The organism is Pseudomonas sp. GW823-FHT03E05 (assembly GCF_058796855.1).
This window is the reverse complement of sequence record NZ_JBXAJB010000004.1, coordinates 19,908-37,226: the sequence shown is the minus strand read 5'-3', so window position 1 is coordinate 37,226 and position 17,319 is coordinate 19,908. Positions and strand designations below refer to the sequence as shown.

Annotated in this window: 18 protein-coding genes and 1 riboswitch; of the genes, 15 read left to right on the top strand and 3 right to left on the bottom strand. The window is 64.2% G+C overall.

Annotation, left to right across the window (positions count from 1 at the left end; genetic code table 11):
* On the bottom strand, window positions 1-1,059 hold the full coding sequence (gene purM / locus AC1RCO_RS16950) for a phosphoribosylformylglycinamidine cyclo-ligase (RefSeq protein WP_011062703.1): 1,059 nt from the start codon (window positions 1,057-1,059) through the stop codon (window positions 1-3).
* A 370-nt stretch (window positions 1,060-1,429) separates the two neighbouring features.
* Here purM and AC1RCO_RS16945 point away from each other — a divergent pair, with 370 nt between their 5' ends.
* The 6 genes from AC1RCO_RS16945 (at window position 1,430) to AC1RCO_RS16920 (ending at window position 6,728) form a co-directional block, all read left to right on the top strand.
* A complete protein-coding gene (locus AC1RCO_RS16945; protein WP_065365420.1) occupies window positions 1,430-2,479 on the top strand; it encodes a DUF2066 domain-containing protein in 1,050 nt (349 codons plus the stop codon).
* A 37-nt stretch (window positions 2,480-2,516) separates the two neighbouring features.
* Window positions 2,517-3,590, top strand: a complete 1,074-nt coding sequence (locus tag AC1RCO_RS16940) for an AI-2E family transporter (RefSeq protein ID WP_011062701.1) — start codon at window positions 2,517-2,519, stop codon at window positions 3,588-3,590.
* Between the two features lie 207 nt (window positions 3,591-3,797).
* Entirely contained in the window at window positions 3,798-4,502 is a 705-nt protein-coding gene (gene hda, locus AC1RCO_RS16935; protein ID WP_007898944.1) for a DnaA regulatory inactivator Hda, read from the top strand.
* 223 nt (window positions 4,503-4,725) lie between these two features.
* Window positions 4,726-5,346 carry a C40 family peptidase gene (locus AC1RCO_RS16930; RefSeq protein WP_015636644.1) on the top strand — a complete coding sequence of 207 codons (621 nt, stop codon included), beginning with the start codon at window positions 4,726-4,728 and terminating at the stop codon, window positions 5,344-5,346.
* A gap of 164 nt (window positions 5,347-5,510) precedes the next feature.
* Window positions 5,511-6,044 carry a C40 family peptidase gene (locus AC1RCO_RS16925; protein ID WP_011062699.1) on the top strand — a complete coding sequence of 178 codons (534 nt, stop codon included), beginning with the start codon at window positions 5,511-5,513 and terminating at the stop codon, window positions 6,042-6,044.
* A gap of 21 nt (window positions 6,045-6,065) precedes the next feature.
* Entirely contained in the window at window positions 6,066-6,728 is a 663-nt protein-coding gene (locus tag AC1RCO_RS16920; RefSeq protein ID WP_011062698.1) for a class I SAM-dependent methyltransferase, read from the top strand.
* Between the two features lie 2 nt (window positions 6,729-6,730).
* Here AC1RCO_RS16920 and AC1RCO_RS16915 read toward each other — a convergent pair whose 3' ends face one another.
* Window positions 6,731-8,050, bottom strand: a complete 1,320-nt coding sequence (locus AC1RCO_RS16915) for a PQQ-dependent sugar dehydrogenase (protein ID WP_072442785.1) — start codon at window positions 8,048-8,050, stop codon at window positions 6,731-6,733.
* A 70-nt stretch (window positions 8,051-8,120) separates the two neighbouring features.
* A complete protein-coding gene (locus AC1RCO_RS16910) occupies window positions 8,121-8,702 on the bottom strand; it encodes a hypothetical protein (protein ID WP_047288455.1) in 582 nt (193 codons plus the stop codon).
* Between the two features lie 171 nt (window positions 8,703-8,873).
* A riboswitch (cobalamin riboswitch) is annotated at window positions 8,874-9,106 on the top strand.
* 81 nt (window positions 9,107-9,187) lie between these two features.
* On the opposite strand from AC1RCO_RS16910, the gene cobO reads away from it, so the two are divergent.
* Genes cobO through cobC form a run of 9 tightly spaced genes read left to right on the top strand, consistent with a single transcriptional unit; the run spans window position 9,188 to window position 17,319 of the window.
* The gene (gene cobO / locus AC1RCO_RS16905) at window positions 9,188-9,799 is read left to right on the top strand and encodes a cob(I)yrinic acid a,c-diamide adenosyltransferase (protein ID WP_015636640.1); all 612 of its coding nucleotides are present in this window, start codon (window positions 9,188-9,190) and stop codon (window positions 9,797-9,799) included.
* Between the two features lie 10 nt (window positions 9,800-9,809).
* Window positions 9,810-11,150, top strand: coding sequence for a cobyrinic acid a,c-diamide synthase CobB (locus AC1RCO_RS16900; protein ID WP_065365423.1), 1,341 nt, complete (start codon window positions 9,810-9,812; stop codon window positions 11,148-11,150).
* Complete coding sequence (gene bluB, locus AC1RCO_RS16895; RefSeq protein WP_053159772.1) at window positions 11,143-11,793, top strand: 5,6-dimethylbenzimidazole synthase; 651 nt, start codon at window positions 11,143-11,145, stop codon at window positions 11,791-11,793. The genes AC1RCO_RS16900 and bluB overlap by 8 nt, the downstream gene beginning before the upstream one ends.
* Window positions 11,790-12,698, top strand: coding sequence for an adenosylcobinamide-phosphate synthase CbiB (gene cbiB, locus AC1RCO_RS16890; RefSeq protein WP_015636637.1), 909 nt, complete (start codon window positions 11,790-11,792; stop codon window positions 12,696-12,698). The genes bluB and cbiB overlap by 4 nt, the downstream gene beginning before the upstream one ends.
* Window positions 12,691-13,683: a threonine-phosphate decarboxylase CobD gene (cobD, locus tag AC1RCO_RS16885; protein WP_011062691.1), complete on the top strand. Its 993-nt coding sequence runs from the start codon at window positions 12,691-12,693 to the stop codon at window positions 13,681-13,683. The genes cbiB and cobD overlap by 8 nt, the downstream gene beginning before the upstream one ends.
* On the top strand, window positions 13,680-15,131 hold the full coding sequence (locus tag AC1RCO_RS16880; RefSeq protein WP_093407693.1) for a cobyric acid synthase: 1,452 nt from the start codon (window positions 13,680-13,682) through the stop codon (window positions 15,129-15,131). The genes cobD and AC1RCO_RS16880 overlap by 4 nt, the downstream gene beginning before the upstream one ends.
* A 42-nt stretch (window positions 15,132-15,173) precedes the next feature.
* The gene (cobU, locus tag AC1RCO_RS16875; protein WP_065365426.1) at window positions 15,174-15,695 is read left to right on the top strand and encodes a bifunctional adenosylcobinamide kinase/adenosylcobinamide-phosphate guanylyltransferase; all 522 of its coding nucleotides are present in this window, start codon (window positions 15,174-15,176) and stop codon (window positions 15,693-15,695) included.
* Window positions 15,692-16,747 carry a nicotinate-nucleotide--dimethylbenzimidazole phosphoribosyltransferase gene (cobT, locus tag AC1RCO_RS16870; protein WP_019094580.1) on the top strand — a complete coding sequence of 352 codons (1,056 nt, stop codon included), beginning with the start codon at window positions 15,692-15,694 and terminating at the stop codon, window positions 16,745-16,747. The genes cobU and cobT overlap by 4 nt, the downstream gene beginning before the upstream one ends.
* Window positions 16,744-17,319 carry an alpha-ribazole phosphatase family protein gene (gene cobC / locus AC1RCO_RS16865; RefSeq protein ID WP_041119472.1) on the top strand — a complete coding sequence of 192 codons (576 nt, stop codon included), beginning with the start codon at window positions 16,744-16,746 and terminating at the stop codon, window positions 17,317-17,319. The genes cobT and cobC overlap by 4 nt, the downstream gene beginning before the upstream one ends.

Below are 17,319 nucleotides of genomic sequence, written 5' to 3'. Positions count from 1 at the left end.
TCAGTGAGCCTTGAGGTTCTTCAGCTCGACCTGGGCCGCGCCTTCGGCTGCGGTGGCGATCTGGCCGATGACCCATGGCTGCTCGCCCGCCTCGCGCAGGACCTTCAGGGCGTTCTCGACCTGATCCTGGGCCACGCAGATGACCATGCCCACGCCGCAGTTCAGCACGCGGTGCATTTCGTGCTCGTCGACGTTGCCTTTTTCCTGCAGCCAGTCGAAGACCGCCGGGCGCTGCCAGCTCGCCACGTCGACCACGGCCTGGGCGCCTTTTGGCAGCACACGCGGGATGTTGTCCAGCAGGCCGCCACCGGTGATGTGGGCCATGGCCTTGACTGCGCCGGTGTCCTTGATCAGCTTCAGCAGTGGCTTGACGTAGATGCGGGTCGGCGCCATCAGCAGGTCGGTCAGTGGTTTGCCGTCCAGCTGGATGCTTTCGATGTCGGCGCCGGAGACTTCGATGATCTTGCGGATCAGCGAGTAGCCGTTTGAGTGCGGGCCGGAGGAGGGCAGGGCCAGCAGGGCATCGCCGGCGGCAACTTTCGAGCCGTCGATGATCTCGGCCTTTTCCACCACGCCTACGCAGAAGCCGGCCAGGTCGTAGTCTTCGCCTTCGTACATGCCGGGCATTTCAGCGGTTTCACCGCCCACCAGGGAGCAGCCGGACAGCTCGCAGCCAGCGCCGATGCCGGTTACCACTTGGGCTGCGGTATCGACGTTGAGCTTGCCGGTGGCGTAGTAGTCGAGGAAGAACAGCGGTTCGGCGCCGCAGACCACCAGGTCGTTGACGCACATGGCCACCAGGTCGATGCCGATGCTGTCGTGCTTGTTCAGGTTCAGGGCCAGGCGCAGCTTGGTGCCGACGCCGTCAGTGCCGGAGACCAGCACCGGTTGCTTGTAGCCGGCCGGGATTTCGCAGAGGGCGCCGAAACCGCCCAGGCCGCCCATGACTTCCGGGCGCGCAGTGCGCTTGGCGACGCTCTTGATGCGTTCGACCAATGCTTCACCGGCGTCGATGTCTACACCGGCGTCTTTGTAGCTCAGGGAGGGTTGCTTGCTCATGATCCAGGCCTTTAGGGGGGATTCAGGGGTATCGACCGAACCAGTGAGACTGCCGGAAACACAGGAAAAGTGTTTCAGGGTGCCCAGCTGATGCCGGTCTGCGAAGGCGCGCGATTTTATCAGGCTTGAGGGGCAGCGGCCATCCTCGGGCCGACGGGGAGAGGCATATCCTGTTAAAAAAACCGCGATTGGTCGTGTTGGTGCTCCTGCCCATGCCTGTATAAGGTATAGCGCTCAAGTGGCTATCGTTATGACAGCGCGAAAACTATCGGGCGCCGGGTGAATGTTTTGCCCAGGCTTGTGGTCACAGCCTTGCTCGCCGCGGTTCAAGTGCGCTGTTTCAATCGTTTTCTGTCGTCGGGAATCTTCCATGCGTCTGGGTAAATTTCTGTTTGTGGGCTGTTTGTCATTGGTCAGCCTGGCGAGTCATGCCGAAACCCTCAATGGCCTGTATCAAGTGCGTGAGCCTGTGAGCAGCCAGTCGCCCGAAGAGCGCGACCAGGCCACGCAGCGGGCCCTGGAAACCCTGGTGCTGCGCCTCACTGGCGACGCCAAGGCCGCCCAGGGGCCAGGGCTGGCGGCGATCCGCAAGGACCCGCAGCAGATCATCAGTCAGTACGGCTACGACGCCGGCCCGCCGGAAAGCCTGCAGGTGGATTTCGATCCGGTCACCACCGATCGCGCCCTGCGTCAGGCCGGGCTATCGCTCTGGGGCAACAACCGGCCGTCGATCATCGGCTGGTGGCTGAGTGATTCCACCGAAGGCTCGAGCCTGGTGGGGGATGGCCAGGCCAGCGCGGCGCCCTTGCGGCGTGCGGCTCAACATCGTGGCTTGCCCCTGCGCCTGCCGCTGGGGGATCTGAACGAGCAGATCGTCGCCACGGCGCCGAATCTTGAAGGTTCCGATCCGGCGCCGCTGCGTGAAGCCTCCGAGCGTTACGGTGCTGATGCGTTGCTGGCGGTACATGCCCGGGAAGAAGGTGGCCAATGGCAAGCCAAGTGGCGGCTGTGGCTGGGCGATCAGAAGGAGCAGGGCACTGTCCAGGGCGCCGATACCGCGGCCCTGGCCGATGGGGTGTTGCTGGCGGTGAGCCAGCGTCTGGCGCCCCGTTTCGTCACTCGTCCTGGTGCTTCCAGCGAGCAGTTGCTGGAAGTGCAGGGCATGACTCTGGAGCATTACGCGGCCCTTGGGCACTTGCTGGAGCCTTTTGGTGCGCAGTTGCAGAGCGTTGACGGTGATCGGATCGTCTATCGCGTCAACGGCAGTGCGGAGCAGCTGCGGGCGCAACTGTCGCTGGCCAAGCTGCAAGAGATTCCGGCGGGCGAAGCGCCTGCGCCGCAAGCTCCTGTACAAGGCGCTGAAGGGGCCGCCCCTGTGGCGCCGCCGGCGCCGCAGGCCCAACTGCGTTTTCGTTGGTAGCAGGTTGTTTCCTTCTATATAGAAGCTGGAGAGGTATATGGCTGATACGCGTCGTTGGGTCTGGTTGGGTGTCGTGCTCCTGGCCTGCGGGTTCGTCTACCTGCTGCACCCGATCCTCAGTCCGTTCCTGGTGGCGCTGTTGCTGGCCTACCTGTTCGATCCGCTGGTGGACCGGCTGGAGCAATGGGGGTTGTCGCGGACCTGGGGCGTGGTGGCGGTATTCGCCTTGTTCACCCTGATCGTCATGACCCTGCTGCTGGTGCTGGTGCCCATGCTGGCCAAGCAGTTGGTGCGGCTCTATGAACTGGCGCCGCAGATGCTCGATTGGGTCCAGCACAGCGCCATGCCCTGGGTGCAGTCCAAGCTCGGTCTGGCGGACGGCTTCTGGAAGTTCGACAAGGTCAAGGCGGCCATCAGCGAGCACATGGGCCAGACCACCGATATCGTCGGCGTGGTGCTGAGCCAGGCAACGGCTTCGGGCCTGGCGCTGATTGGCTGGCTGGCCAATCTGGTGCTGATCCCGGTGGTCAGCTTCTATCTGCTGCGGGACTGGGACTTGATGATGGCCAAGATCCGCAGCCTGTTGCCACGCAGCCGCGAAGAGCAGGTGGTGTCTCTGGCCGGGGAGTGCCATGAAGTGCTGGGGGCTTTTGTTCGCGGGCAATTGCTGGTGATGCTGGCTCTCGGGGTGATCTACGCCGCGGGCCTGATGCTGGTGGGGCTGGAGCTGGGGCTGTTGATCGGTCTGATTGCCGGTCTGGCGGCAATCGTGCCGTATATGGGCTTTGTCATCGGCATTGGCGCGGCGCTGATTGCCGGGCTGTTCCAGTTCGGTGGCGACCTGTATCCGATGATCGGCATTGTCGCGGTATTCATGGTGGGGCAAGCCCTTGAGGGCATGGTGCTGACGCCGTTGCTGGTGGGCGATCGCATCGGCCTGCACCCGGTGGCGGTGATCTTTGCCATTCTTGCCGGCGGCGAACTGTTCGGTTTTACCGGGGTGCTGCTGGCGCTGCCGGTGGCAGCTGTGATCATGGTGCTGGTGCGCCATGTGCATGATCTGTACAAGGATTCGGATCTCTACAGCGGTGCTGAAGACCCCGAGTTGTAAAGGGGCGCGCGGGCCTTCGTGACGGTTGGCGACGCTTGGCCGGCCGTCACGGTAGCTGTCAAGGAACGCCCTCCGATTGCGTTTGGCTGTCGCAAACCTTTGATTTTGCTTGTGGTCTGCTGCATTGTGCGCTCGGCGTCACGGGTATAAACTTTGCAAACTTTACACAGAGGCCACTAACGGTTCCTTTGGAACTGTTCAGTCAGCATGAAACCGATTCAGCTGCCCCTAGGTGTGCGTCTGCGTGATGACGCCACCTTCATCAACTACTACCCAGGCGCCAATGCCGCAGCACTCGGCTACGTCGAGCGCCTCTGCGAAGCCGACGCCGGTTGGACCGAAAGCCTGATCTACCTCTGGGGCAAGGATGGCGTGGGCCGCACGCACTTGCTGCAGGCCGCGTGCCTGCGTTTCGAGCAGTTGGGGGAGCCGGCGGTGTATCTGCCGCTGGCGGAGCTTCTGGATCGCGGTATCGAGATTCTCGACAACCTGGAACAGTACGAGCTGGTCTGCCTGGATGACCTGCAGGCAGTGGCTGGCAAGGCGGATTGGGAAGAAGCGCTGTTTCATCTGTTCAACCGCTTGCGCGACAGTGGTCGGCGCCTGTTGATCGCGGCCTCGACCTCGCCTCGCGAGTTGCCGGTGAAACTGGCGGATTTGAAGTCTCGCCTGACCCTGGCACTGATCTTTCAGATGCGCCCGCTCTCCGACGAAGACAAATTGCGTGCCTTGCAGCTAAGGGCATCCCGCCGGGGGCTGCATCTGACCGACGAGGTCGGGCATTTCATCCTGACCCGCGGTACCCGCAGCATGAGTGCCCTGTTCGAGCTTCTCGAGCGCCTCGACCAGGCTTCGTTGCAGGCCCAGCGCAAGCTGACCATCCCTTTTCTGAAAGAGACCCTGGGCTGGTAAAGACAAGGCTTCCATGGCTTTCGGGGGCGACCTTCGGCATATTCCAGGCGCCAGAAAACGCACCTTTGGAAGGGTTTCCAGAGGCGGGCGGACTTAAAATGGGCTTAAAGCCTTAGATGTACGGAAGAAACTCATAAGTCACATTCTGATCGATTGAATTTGCAAATGAGGGCGATAGAAGGCATAGTCGCGTCTTCTATTATTTCAAGCCACGGTCGTGCCCATGCTAAATCGCTTCGCACCCCTCGTGCCTCTCGCACTCGTCACCCTGTTGTTTGGTTGCGCCTCCCACACTCCGGTGTCCCAGCAGCAACCTGTCCAGCAGGCTCAAGTCTCCGTCAAAAACCAGTCTTCCGCTGTTTATCAGGAAGAGCTTGCAACTGAAAAGGAACTGGCAGAGTTCTCTGACAGCAAGCCTTACCAGTTGCCAGTTCTGGCTGACAGCATCCTCGAGCGCGGCATGTCCCTGATCGGTACCCGTTACCGTTTCGGCGGTACCTCGGAAGCCGGCTTCGATTGCAGCGGTTTCATCGGTTATCTGTTTCGTGAAGAGGCGGGCATGAACCTGCCGCGTTCCACTCGCGAAATGATCAACGTGAAAGCGCCTCTGGTAGCACGCAACAATCTCAAGCCGGGTGATCTGCTGTTCTTCAGCACCAACGGCCGTGGGCGCGTCAGCCACGCAGGTATCTACCTGGGCGATGACCAGTTCATCCACTCCAGCAGCCGTCGCAGTGGCGGTGTGCGGGTCGACAGCCTGGGCGATAGCTACTGGAGCAAGACCTTCATCGAAGCCAAGCGCGCACTTGCCATGGCTCCAACCGTGGTCACTGCACGCAAATAAGCGGACTATTTGTAGGGCGAAGTTAAAGTCTTACTTGAAGTTTGGCGTGTAGGCGCTAGAATCCTGATCTATTGTTGAAACTAACCGCGTAAGCCTTGCTTACGCGGTTTTGTTTTCAGTGCCACGGCAGAGAAAGCCGCATCCCGATCAGGATTGTCCAGCTTATGTCGACCTCAGCCCGTTTCGCTCTCATTGCCCTCGCAGCGCTGCTCAGCGCCTGTGCCAGCCGTACCCCGCCGCCTGCGCCTGTGGTGCGTGCTCCGGTGTTCAACTCCTCCCAAACCTTCTCTCCGGTTGCCGAAGACGTGCTGTTCCGCGCCCTTGGGCTGGTGGGCACGCCTTATCGCTGGGGCGGCAACACCCCGGATTCCGGTTTCGACTGCAGTGGCCTGATCGGTTACGTCTACCGCGATGCGGCGGGTATTTCCCTGCCGCGTTCAACCCGGGAAATGATCGGCATGCAAGCGCCGGACGTGGGCAAGAACGCACTGCAGACCGGCGACCTGATCTTCTTCGCCACCAATGGCGGCTCCCAGGTCAGCCATGCGGGCATCTACGTGGGGGAAGGGCGCTTCGTGCATGCGCCGGCCACTGGCGGCACGGTGAAGCTCGACAGCCTGTCCAAGGCCTATTGGCAGAAGGCCTACCTGAGCGCCAAGCGCGTCCTGCAGCCAGAACACCTGGCGCGCAATCCCTAATCTTCTCTGGTCGAGGTGCCTGTGACCGCTCGGACGCTGAACCTCGACGATGCCCTCTACCATTACCTGCTGGACGTTTCCCTGCGTGAAACGCCCCTGCTGCGTCGTCTGCGGGATGAAACCCAGGCATTGCCCACCGCCCGTTGGCAGGTGGCGCCCGAGCAGGGCCAGTTCCTCGCGTTGCTGGTGAAGTTGACCGGCGCCCGTCGCGTGCTGGAGGTCGGCACCTTCACTGGCTACAGCGCCCTGTGCATGGCCCAGGCGCTGCCTGAAGACGGTTCTCTGATCTGCTGCGACATTCCCGGCGACTACAACGCTACGGCCCTGCGCTACTGGCAGGAGGCGGGGGTGGGCCAGCGCATAGAACTGCGCCTGGCCCCGGCCCTGGATACCCTGGCCAGCCTGGAGCGAGCGGGGCAGCTTGGCTGTTTCGACCTGATCTTCATCGATGCCGACAAGGCCAACTACCCGGCCTACCTGGAGGCTGCGCTGGGCCTGTTGCGAGTTGGCGGGCTGCTGGTGTTCGACAACACCCTGTGGAGCGGGCGCGTGCTGGAGACCGATTCCCTGAGCGAGGATACCCGAGCCATCCAGGCGCTCAATCGCGCCTTGAAGGATGACTCGCGTATCGATCTGTCGCTGCTGCCGCTGGGAGATGGTCTGACGCTGTGCCGCAAGCGTTGAGCCTAGGGGGCTTTGGCGGCGGACACTCGCCAGATCTTGTTGCCGACATCGTCGGCCACCAATAACCCGCCTTGCTGGTCGATCACCACTCCGACCGGGCGTCCCATGGCTTTCTCGTCGGCATTGAGAAAGCCGCTAAGCACATCGATCGGCGCTCCATTGGGCTTGCCGGCGCTGAATGGCACGAAAATTACCTTGTAGCCGCTATGGGGCTTGCGGTTCCAGGAACCGTGCTGGCCGATGAAGGCGCCTTCGGTGAAGGGGGCGGGGAGCTTGCTGCCGTCGGCGAAGGTCAGCCCCAGCGACGCGGTGTGCGGGCCTACCGCGTAGTCCGGGGCGATGGCCTTGGCCACCAGGTCGAGGTTCTGCGGCTTGACCCGTACATCCACATGTTGCCCGTAGTAGCTGAAGGGCCAGCCATAGAACGCGCCATCCTTGACCGAGGTGATGTAGTCCGGCACCAGGTCGCTGCCGATTTCGTCCCGCTCGTTGACTGCGGTCCAGAGTGCGCCGCTGGCCGGCTCCCAGGCCAGGCCATTGGGGTTGCGCAGGCCGGTGGCGAACAGGCGGTGCTGGCCGCTTTCACGGTCCACCTCCCAGATCGCCGCTCGGCCTTGCTCCTTGTCCAGGCCGTTTTCGCCGACGTTGCTGTTGGAGCCCACGGTGACGTAGAGCTTGCTGCCGTCCTTGCTGGCGATAACGTTCTTGGTCCAGTGATGGTTGAGGGTGCCGCCGGGCAGGTCGACCACCTTGGTGGCGGCTGCGCTGATCTGGGTGTCGCCGCTCTGATAGGGAAAGCGCAGTAGCTTGTCGGTATCGGCCACATACAGGTCATTGCCCACCAGGGTCATGCCAAAGGGCGAATTGAGGTTCTCCAGAAACACTGTGCGGGTCTCCGCCACACCATCGTGATCCTGGTCCCTTAGCAGGGTGATGCGGTTGGCGCTGGGCACGGCCGCCCCGGCACGGCCCATGACCTTGCCGGCGATCCAGCCGCGAATGCCCTGGCTGTCATCCGGTTTGGGCGGGGCGTTGGTTTCCGCCACCAGCACATCGCCATTGGGCAGGACGTAGAGCCAGCGTGGATGGTCGAGGTTCTCGGCGAAAGCCTTGACCTGGGTGCCGGCCGCGGCCTGGGGTTTTGCGCCTTGCGGCCAGCCGATGGCGGGGGCGATGTTGACCGTGGGGATCAGCGTCGGGTTGGGTTCCGGCAGCTTGGGGTTGGGGCCGGTGCCGTCGGACACCTGCAGGCTGGAAGTTTCGCCGCAGGCGGCGAGGCCGGCGGCGATGGCGATCAGTAGGCTGTGCTGAAGCTTGAGCATGCGAATTTCCCTATGAGTGCACGGACGTCGTAGTCATAGAGAAGCATAGCCAGTCGATGGTTCCGCCCGATCAGCGGGCCTCCTTGAAGAGCACGGCGACGCCCGGGTGGTAGTGGCCGGCCTCGTTGTGCAGCTTGCGATAGGCGTAGGGGAAGTACCAGGCCACGGCGCAGCAGTGCTCTTTCTGCAGTTCATCGAGCATGTCCTGGAGCTCTTCCGGGGTAGCGCTGTGCTGGGATTTTTGTGGGGCAACGAACAGGCACCCCAGTCTCAGGTCGCTGGCGTAGCTGATCTTTCTTGCGTCCTGGGCAACGTCCAGCAGTGCCTGGGTCAGGTTCAGGCTGTTGACCCTTGGCCAGCGCTGGGTGGCGTGGATGTAGGCGCGCTCTTCCTTGGTGGCCAGGTACAGGTCGGTGCGGGCGTTGCGCGCACCTTCTTCCTGCTGTTTCCTGCTGGGGCTGTGTTCCAGGCTGACCATCTCGGCCATCCAGGCCGCCGCGCTGAGCAGCCCGAGATTGGCCTGCTCGTCGAACCAGTAGGGCGTTTCGTTATCGCCGCGAACCGCGTTGTAGCGATCGATGCAATCGAACCAGCGTTCCAGCATCGGGCGCAGGAATTCCAGCTTCGGATTGCTGATGATCATGCCTTGCATCGAACTTACCCCTTATTGTTGTGTGGTTGGCGCCTGGGGCGCTGAAAAGTGGCTATTTGATATCATTGCTCTGAGTGTGGCACAAGATTGGCGCCAGTTTATTGATGCAGTGCAGTTTTGTGCCGGGGGCGACGGCCGGCTTTAATTGACGCTCCACCCCCAACCCTCTAACCTTCGCGACTTGTTTCAGGTGCTCTGTGGCCGGTGGCCGACAGAGTGAAACAGGGAAGCCGGTCAGGGTCTGTTCCAATGATGGAGCCGACGACGATTCCGGCGCTGCCCCCGCAACGGTAGATGAGTCAAGACTGCGCCTGACGCCACTGTGTCAATGACACGGGAAGGCGCGCAGTCCGGCAGCCATGCCGCTCATGAGCCCGGAGACCGGCCTGATCCATCCAACGGCATCACGGTGGGCGATGCCAGGCTAGCGCCGTCTGTTCCTTTTCCCTGCCCCCCGTTCCCCAGCCCCAACGGAGAGCTGCCCCATGAGTGAATCCCCCGATCGTGACGAGCGCCATCTGGCGCGCATGTTGCGCAAAAAAGCCGTGATCGATGAACGCATTGCCAACTCGCCCAACGAATGCGGCCTGCTGCTGGTATTGACCGGCAACGGCAAGGGCAAGAGCAGCTCGGCCTTCGGCATGCTGGCGCGGTCCATGGGCCACGGCATGCAGTGTGGCGTGGTGCAGTTCATCAAGGGGCGTAACAGCACCGGCGAAGAACTGTTCTTCCGGCGTTTCCCCGAGCAGGTGCGCTTTCACGTGATGGGCGAAGGCTTTACCTGGGAAACCCAGGATCGCCAGCGCGATATTGCTGCTGCTGAAGCCGCCTGGGCGGTTTCCAGGGAGTTGCTGAGCAACCCGGATATTGGCCTGGTGGTGCTCGACGAGCTGAACATTGCCCTCAAGCACGGCTACCTGGACCTGGATCAGGTGCTCAGTGACCTGCAGGCACGTCCGCCCATGCAGCATGTGGTAGTGACCGGTCGCGGCGCCAAGCCGGAGATGATCGAGCTGGCCGATACCGTGACCGAGATGGGCATGGTCAAGCACGCCTTCCAGGCCGGGATCAAGGCGCAGAAAGGTGTCGAGCTGTGAGCGTGAATTCATGACTGATGTTCGTCATTGCCCGGCAGTGTTGATCGCCGCACCGGCTTCCGGCCAGGGCAAGACCACGGTGACCGCGGCCCTGGCCCGCTTGCACCGCAACCGGGGGCGCAAGGTTCGGGTCTTCAAGTGCGGCCCGGATTTCCTCGACCCGATGATTCTTGAGCGCGCCAGTGGTGCCGCGGTGTACCAGTTGGACATGTGGATGGTGGGCGAGCAGGAAAGCCGCCGTCTGCTCTGGGAGGCGGCGGGAGAGGCCGACCTGATTCTGATCGAAGGGGTCATGGGCCTGTTCGATGGCACCCCTTCCAGCGCCGATCTGGCGCGGCATTTCGGCGTGCCGGTGCTGGGGGTGATCGATGGCACCGCCATGGCCCAGACCTTCGGCGCCCTGGCTCTGGGCCTGGCGCGCTACCAGCCGGACCTGCCGTTTGCCGGGGTGCTGGCCAACCGGGTTGGTACCCTGCGCCATGCGCAGTTGCTGGAAGGCAGCCTGACGGAAGGCTTGCGCTGGTATGGCGCCTTGTCCCGGGAAACCGATATCGAGCTGCCCAGCCGCCATCTGGGGCTGGTGCAGGCCAGCGAGCTGAATGATCTGGACCTGCGCCTGGATGCCGCCGCCGAGGCCCTGGCCAGCAGTTGCCAGGTGGAACTGCCGCCAGCGGTGAGTTTTGCTGCACCCACGCCGGTGGCTTGCACGCCACTGCTCAAGGGCGTGCGGATTGCCGTGGCGCGGGACGAGGCGTTTGCCTTCACCTATGGCGCCAGCCTCGATCTGTTGCGAGCCATGGGGGCGCAGTTGAGCTTCTTCTCGCCGATCCACGATACCCAGCTGCCCGACGCGGACAGCCTGTACCTGCCCGGCGGCTATCCCGAATTGCACCATCAGGCCCTGGCCCGCAACAGCAGCATGCTGCAGGCCATTCGTGCCCATCACGCGGCCGGCAAGCCGCTGCTCGCCGAGTGCGGCGGCATGCTCTACCTGCTGGACTCCCTGACCGATGTCGAAGGCCAGCGTGCCGAGCTCCTGGGCCTGCTGCCCGGAGATGCGGTAATGCAGAAGCGCCTGGCGGCACTGGCCTTGCAAGCGGTGGATTTGCCCGAAGGCAGTCTGCGCGGCCACACCTATCACCATTCCCTGACCAGCACCGAGCTGCTGCCCATCGCCCGTGGGCTCAGCCCCAACGGCGGGCGCGGCGCGGAAGCGGTGTATCGCCAGGGGCGGATGACGGCCTCTTATGTGCACTTCTATTTCCCGTCCAATCCGGCGGCGGTGGCGGCGTTGTTTGCGCCGGGCGCGCCTGTTCAGCCGGTTTTAGCCGAGGGCGTGGCGGGTGAGTGAGCAGGGGTTCTCTGAGGCGCAGCGCGAGGGGGTCTACCGGGCCATCGCCGAGCGCCGCGACATGCGTCATTTCGCGGGTGGCAGTGTCGAGCCGGCAGTGCTGCGGCGCTTGCTGGAAGCAGCGCATCAGGCGCCCAGTGTCGGGCTGATGCAGCCCTGGCGTTTTATTCGCATCAGCGACCGCCTGTTGCGCAAGCACATCCAGCAGTTGGTGGAGGCGGAGCGGGTGCGCACCGCCCAAGCCCTGGGTGAGCGTTCCGACGAGTTCATGAAGCTCAAGGTCGAAGGCATCAGCGATTGTGCCGAGGTGCTGGTGGCCGCCTTGATGGATGACCGCGAACGACACATCTTCGGCCGTCGGACCCTGCCGGAGATGGACCTGGCGTCCCTGTCCTGCGCCATCCAGAACCTGTGGCTGGCGGCCCGCAGCGAAGGCCTGGGAATGGGGTGGGTGTCTTTGTTCGATCCTCAGGCCCTGGCCGATCTGCTGGGGCTGCCGGCAGGTGCCAAGCCCGTGGCCGTGCTGTGCCTGGGCCCGGTCTCCGAATTCTACCCGGCGCCGATGCTGGCACTGGAAGGCTGGGCGCAACCGCGGCCGCTGAGTGAGTTGTTGTATGAGAATTACTGGGGAGTGAGTCAATGAGTGTGGCCTTGCTGAGTGTCGCCGGGGTCGCGCTGGATGCGCTGCTGGGCGAACCCAGGCGCTGGCATCCGCTGGTGGCGTTCGGCCGTGTGGCCGATCGTATCGAGCAACGTTTCAACTCCGCCGGCCGTGGCTGGCGCAGCCATGGCGTCACCGCCTGGGTGCTGGCGGTGGTGCCCCTGACCCTGGTGGCCACAGCGCTGTCCTGGTTGCCCTACGTCGGCTGGCTGGTGGAAATCCTGGCGTTGTACTGCGCCTTGGGCCTGCGCAGCCTCGGCGAGCATGTGGAGCCGGTGGCCCAGGCGTTGCGCAGTGACGATCTGGAAGAAGCGCGCCGCCGGGTAGGCTTTCTGGTGAGTCGCCAGACCAGCGAGCTGGACGCCACCGAAGTGGCCCGCGCGGCCACCGAATCGGTGCTGGAAAACGGCAGCGATGCGGTGTTCGCCGCGCTGTTCTGGTTTGCCGTGGCCGGCGCGCCCGGGGTGGTGCTCTACCGTCTGAGCAATACCCTGGATGCGATGTGGGGCTACCGCAACGAGCGCTTCGAACGTTTTGGCTGGGCTGCGGCGAAGATTGACGACCTGCTCAATTACATTCCCGCGCGCCTGGTGGCCCTGACTTACGCCTTGCTGGGCAAGACCCGGCTGGCACTCAAGTGCTGGCACCGCCAGGGCCCGACCTGGGACAGCCCGAATGCCGGCCCGGTGATGGCGGCCGGGGCGGGCGCCCTGGGAGTGGAGCTGGGTGGCGCAGCGATTTATCACGGTGAGCTGCATCAGCGCCCGCAACTGGGTGAAGGCGAGCCGGCCAGTGCCGGTTCCATTGATCGTGGCTGGCAGCTGGTGCAGCGGGGTGTCTGGCTGTGGCTGCTGATTCTTTGCCTGGGGGCTGAATTCTATGCTTGAGCACGGCGGACGACTGCGCAAGGCGGCCGAGCAATACGGGATTGCCGAAGATGCCTGGCTGGACTTGTCCAGCGGGTTGGCGCCCTGGCCGTTTCCCCTGCCGCCCATTGCGCTGCGTGCCTGGGCGCGCCTGCCGGAAACCGATGACGGACTGGAACAGGCGGCCCGCGAATACTACGGCGCCAGTGAAGTGCTGCCGGTGGCCGGCTCCCAGGCAGCAATCCAGTTGCTGCCGCGCTTGCGTCGAGCGGGCAAGGTCGGTGTGCTGTCGCCCTGTTATGCCGAGCACGCCGAAGCCTGGCGCCGCAGCGGCTACCGGGTACGCGAAGTGCTGGAGCAGGAAGTGGATTTCTTCCTCGACAGCCTCGATGTGCTGGTGGTGGTCAACCCGAACAACCCTACCGGCCTGAGCCTGACCCCGGAGCGCCTGCTGGACTGGCACGCGCGCCTGGCTCAGCGCGGCGGCTGGCTGGTGGTGGACGAAGCCTTCATGGACAACACCCCGCACCTGAGCCTAGCCCGCCACGCCCATCAGGTGGGGCTGATTGTGTTGCGTTCGTTCGGCAAGTTCTTTGGCCTGGCCGGAGTACGCCTGGGTTTTGTCCTGGCCGAGCGTCGGCTGCTCAAACTGCTGGCGGAGCAGGTCGGACCCTGGGCGGTCAGCGGGCCGACCCGGGTGGTGGGGCAGGCCTGCCTGCGCGATACCCAGGGGCACGCCCGGCAAAGGTTGCGCAGCGAAGCGGCGAGCGAGCGTCTGGTTGAAGTCCTCGAGCGCCATGGTCTCAAGCCCCAGGGCGGTTGCGCGCTGTTTCAGTGGCTGATCAGTGCCGAGGCCGAATCGCTTTATCACTTCATGGCGCGCCGCGGCATTCTCCTGCGGCTGTTCACTCATAACAGCAGCCTGCGCTTCGGCCTGCCCGCCGAGGAGGCCGATTGGGATCGCCTGGAACAGGCGCTGCAGGCCTATCGCAAGGAATATCCATGAGCACTCTGATGGTTCAAGGCACCACCTCGGATGCCGGCAAGAGCACCCTGGTGACGGCCCTGTGCCGTTGGCTGCGGCGCCAGGGTGTCAGCGTGGTGCCGTTCAAGCCCCAGAACATGGCCCTCAACAGTGCGGTGACTGCCGATGGCGGCGAGATCGGCAGGGCCCAGGCCGTCCAGGCCCAGGCGGCCAATCTGGCGCCCCACACCGACATGAACCCGGTGCTGCTCAAGCCCAACAGCGATACCGGCTCTCAGGTAATCATTCACGGCCGCGCCGTGACCAGCATGAACGCCGTGGCCTATCACGACTACAAGGCCATCGCCATGCAGGCCGTACTGGCTTCCCATGAGCGCCTGAAAAGCGCTTATCAGGTGGTGATGGTGGAAGGCGCCGGCTCGCCGGCGGAGATCAACCTGCGGGCCGGCGATATTGCCAACATGGGCTTTGCCGAGGCGGTGGACTGCCCGGTGCTGCTGATCGCCGACATCAATCGAGGTGGGGTCTTCGCCCATTTGGTGGGCACCCTGGAACTGCTGTCTCCCAGTGAGCAGGCCCGGGTAAAGGGCTTCATCATCAACCGCTTTCGTGGCGACCTGGCGTTGTTGCAACCGGGCCTGGACTGGCTGGAGGCCCGCACCGGCAAGCCGGTGATCGGCGTGCTGCCCTATGTCCTGGACCTGCACCTGGAAGCCGAGGACGGTATCGACCAACGCCAGGTGGGCAAGGTCGAACAGTTGCTCAAGGTGGTGGTGCCGGTGCTGCCGCGCATCAGCAATCACACGGATTTCGATCCGTTGCGCCTGCATCCTCAGGTCGACTTGCAATTCATCGGCCCCGGCCAGGCGATTCCTGCTGCCGATCTGATCATCCTCCCCGGCTCGAAAAGCGTACGGGGCGATCTGGCCTACCTGCGCAGCAACGGCTGGGATCGGGCAGTTGCCCGCCACCTGCGCTACGGCGGCAAAGTGCTGGGCATCTGCGGTGGCCTGCAAATGCTTGGCGAGCAGGTGCATGACCCGCTCGGGCTCGAAGGCGCTGCGGGCTCCAGCCCCGGCCTGGGCCTGCTGGCATTTGAAACCGTGCTCGAAGAAGAGAAACAGCTGCGTAACGTCAGCGGTCGCCTGAGCCTGGAGAATGCCGCGGTCAGTGGTTATGAAATTCACGCCGGGGTCACTCGCGGGCCGGCCCTGGAGCTGGCCGCCGTGCAACTGGACGACGGTCGCAGCGATGGCGCCTGCAGCGCCGACGGGCAGATCCTCGGCACCTACCTGCACGGTCTGTTCGAAACCCCTGCGGCCTGCAGTGCGCTGTTGCGCTGGGCCGGGCTCGAAGCGGTGCAGGAGGTGGATTACCACGCCTTGCGTGAACGCGATATCGAGCGTCTGGCGGACCTGGTGGAGCATCACCTGGACACCGCTGCACTGCGTCGGCTCTGTGGCCTTTGAGCGCTCAACCCAGGCCGTCTTCCCTATCAGAGGTGCCCAAGCATGTTGCAACTGATCCTCGGCGGTGCCCGGTCCGGCAAGAGCCGCCTCGCTGAAAAGCTCGCCGGTGACAGCGCCCTGGCGGTGACCTACATCGCCACCAGCCAGCCCCTGGATGGCGAAATGAATCAACGCATTGCCCATCATCGCGAGCGGCGTCCGGCCCATTGGGGCTTGATCGAGGAGCCGCTGGAGCTGGCCCGGGTGCTGCAGGAATCTGCCGGCGAAGGGCGCTGCCTGCTGGTGGACTGCCTGACCCTGTGGCTGACCAACCTGCTGATGCTTGAGGACCCCGAGCGCCTGGCCGCCGAACGCGAGGCCTTGTTGCAGTGCCTGGCGAACTTGCCGGGGGAGATCATTTTTGTCAGCAACGAAACCGGAATGGGTGTCGTGCCGCTGGGCGAATTGACTCGCCGCTATGTGGATGAAGCCGGTTGGCTGCATCAAGCCCTGGCCGAGCGTTGTCAGCGAGTGGTGCTGACGGTCGCCGGCCTGCCCCTGACTTTGAAAGGAACTGCGTTATGAGTAACTCCTGGTGGCTGGAACCCTGCAAGGCAATCGACACCCAGATGGTCGAGCAGGCCCTGGCGCGTCAGCAGCAACTGACCAAGCCGGCCGGCTCTCTCGGGCGCCTGGAGCCACTGGCGGTACGCCTGGCGGGCCTGCAAGGACGGCTCAAGCCCGGCATCGAGCGGCTATGGATCGCCATCTTCGCCGGTGACCATGGGGTGGTGGCCGAGGGCGTTTCCGCCTACCCGCAGGAAGTCACCGGGCAGATGTTGTTGAACTTCGTCAGCGGCGGAGCGGCCATCAGCGTGCTGGCCCGGCAACTGCAGGCGCAACTGGAGGTGGTGGATCTGGGCACAGTGACGCCAGGCTTGAACCTGCCGGGGGTGCGCCACCTGAACCTGGGGGCCGGCACGCAGAATTTTGTCCAGGGGCCGGCGATGACCCGTGCACAAGGCGAGCAGGCCCTGCAAGCCGGCCGCGACAGCGCGCTGCGGGCTCATGCCGACGGCGCCCAGCTGTTTATCGGCGGTGAAATGGGCATCGGCAATACCACCGCAGCCAGTGCCATTGCCTGTGCCCTGCTGGGGATTCCAGTGGCACAACTGGCCGGGCCGGGCACCGGCCTGAATGCCGAGGGGGTCAATCACAAGGCGCAGGTTATCGAGCGTGCCCTGGCGCTGCACGATGCCTCTCGCGGCGATGCCTTGCAGACCCTGTTCAACCTGGGTGGCTTTGAAGTGGCGGCGCTGGTGGGGGCTTACCTGGCGTGTGCCCAGGAGGGCATTGCGGTGCTGGTGGACGGTTTCATCTGCAGCGTCGCCGCGTTGGTGGCGGTGCGTCTGAATCCGGCCTGCGCGCCCTGGTTGCTGTTCGCCCACCAGGGCGCCGAGCCCGGGCACCGGCATGTGCTGCAGACCCTGCAAGCCGAACCCTTGCTGGACCTGGGCCTGCGCCTGGGTGAAGGCAGCGGCGCCGCCCTGGCAGTGCCGTTGCTGCGGCTGGCCTGTGACCTGCACGGGCAGATGGCGACTTTCGCCGAAGCAGCGGTGGCGGATCGTCCGGCATGACCTTGTACCTGGACCTGTTGCGCCACGGTGAAACCGAACTGGGTGGTGGCCTGCGCGGCAGCCTGGACGATGCGTTGACTGCAACGGGCTGGCAACAGATGCGCGAAGCCGTCCAGGGGCGGGGCCCCTGGGACCGGGTACTGAGTTCGCCATTGCAGCGCTGCGCGCGTTTCGCCCAAGAAATGGCGGAGCAGTTGCAGTTGCCGCTGAGCCTTGAGCCCGACCTTCAGGAACTGCACTTTGGCGCCTGGGAAGGGCAGAGCGCGGCGGCGCTGATGGAAACCGACGCCGATGACCTGGGGCGTTTCTGGGCCGATCCCTATGCATTCACCCCGCCTGGGGGCGAGCCGGTAGAGCTGTTCTCCCTGCGGGTGCTGGGGGCGATAGAGCGCTTGTACCAGGCCTGCGCCGGGCAGCGTGTGCTGCTGGTCAGCCATGGCGGGGTCATGCGCCTGCTGCTGGCCCGGGCTCGAGGGCTGCCGCGCCAGCAGCTGTTGAACGTTGAAGTGGGTCATGGCGCGCTGTTTCGTCTGCAGGTCGCCAGCGAAGGCCGGATGAGCGAGGAGGGCTGA

Coding starts and splice junctions, on each gene's coding strand:
- AC1RCO_RS16940 (WP_011062701.1), top strand. CDS start 2,517: ATGGCTGATACGCGTCGTTGGGTCTGGTTGGGTGTCGTGCTCCTGGCC.
- AC1RCO_RS16915 (WP_072442785.1), bottom strand. CDS start 8,050: ATGCTCAAGCTTCAGCACAGCCTACTGATCGCCATCGCCGCCGGCCTC.
- cbiB (WP_015636637.1), top strand. CDS start 11,790: ATGAGTGTGGCCTTGCTGAGTGTCGCCGGGGTCGCGCTGGATGCGCTG.
- AC1RCO_RS16880 (WP_093407693.1), top strand. CDS start 13,680: ATGAGCACTCTGATGGTTCAAGGCACCACCTCGGATGCCGGCAAGAGC.
- AC1RCO_RS16925 (WP_011062699.1), top strand. CDS start 5,511: ATGTCGACCTCAGCCCGTTTCGCTCTCATTGCCCTCGCAGCGCTGCTC.
- AC1RCO_RS16900 (WP_065365423.1), top strand. CDS start 9,810: ATGACTGATGTTCGTCATTGCCCGGCAGTGTTGATCGCCGCACCGGCT.
- AC1RCO_RS16945 (WP_065365420.1), top strand. CDS start 1,430: ATGCGTCTGGGTAAATTTCTGTTTGTGGGCTGTTTGTCATTGGTCAGC.
- cobD (WP_011062691.1), top strand. CDS start 12,691: ATGCTTGAGCACGGCGGACGACTGCGCAAGGCGGCCGAGCAATACGGG.
- hda (WP_007898944.1), top strand. CDS start 3,798: ATGAAACCGATTCAGCTGCCCCTAGGTGTGCGTCTGCGTGATGACGCC.
- cobO (WP_015636640.1), top strand. CDS start 9,188: ATGAGTGAATCCCCCGATCGTGACGAGCGCCATCTGGCGCGCATGTTG.
- cobC (WP_041119472.1), top strand. CDS start 16,744: ATGACCTTGTACCTGGACCTGTTGCGCCACGGTGAAACCGAACTGGGT.
- AC1RCO_RS16930 (WP_015636644.1), top strand. CDS start 4,726: ATGCTAAATCGCTTCGCACCCCTCGTGCCTCTCGCACTCGTCACCCTG.
- AC1RCO_RS16910 (WP_047288455.1), bottom strand. CDS start 8,702: ATGCAAGGCATGATCATCAGCAATCCGAAGCTGGAATTCCTGCGCCCG.
- cobU (WP_065365426.1), top strand. CDS start 15,174: ATGTTGCAACTGATCCTCGGCGGTGCCCGGTCCGGCAAGAGCCGCCTC.
- cobT (WP_019094580.1), top strand. CDS start 15,692: ATGAGTAACTCCTGGTGGCTGGAACCCTGCAAGGCAATCGACACCCAG.
- purM (WP_011062703.1), bottom strand. CDS start 1,059: ATGAGCAAGCAACCCTCCCTGAGCTACAAAGACGCCGGTGTAGACATC.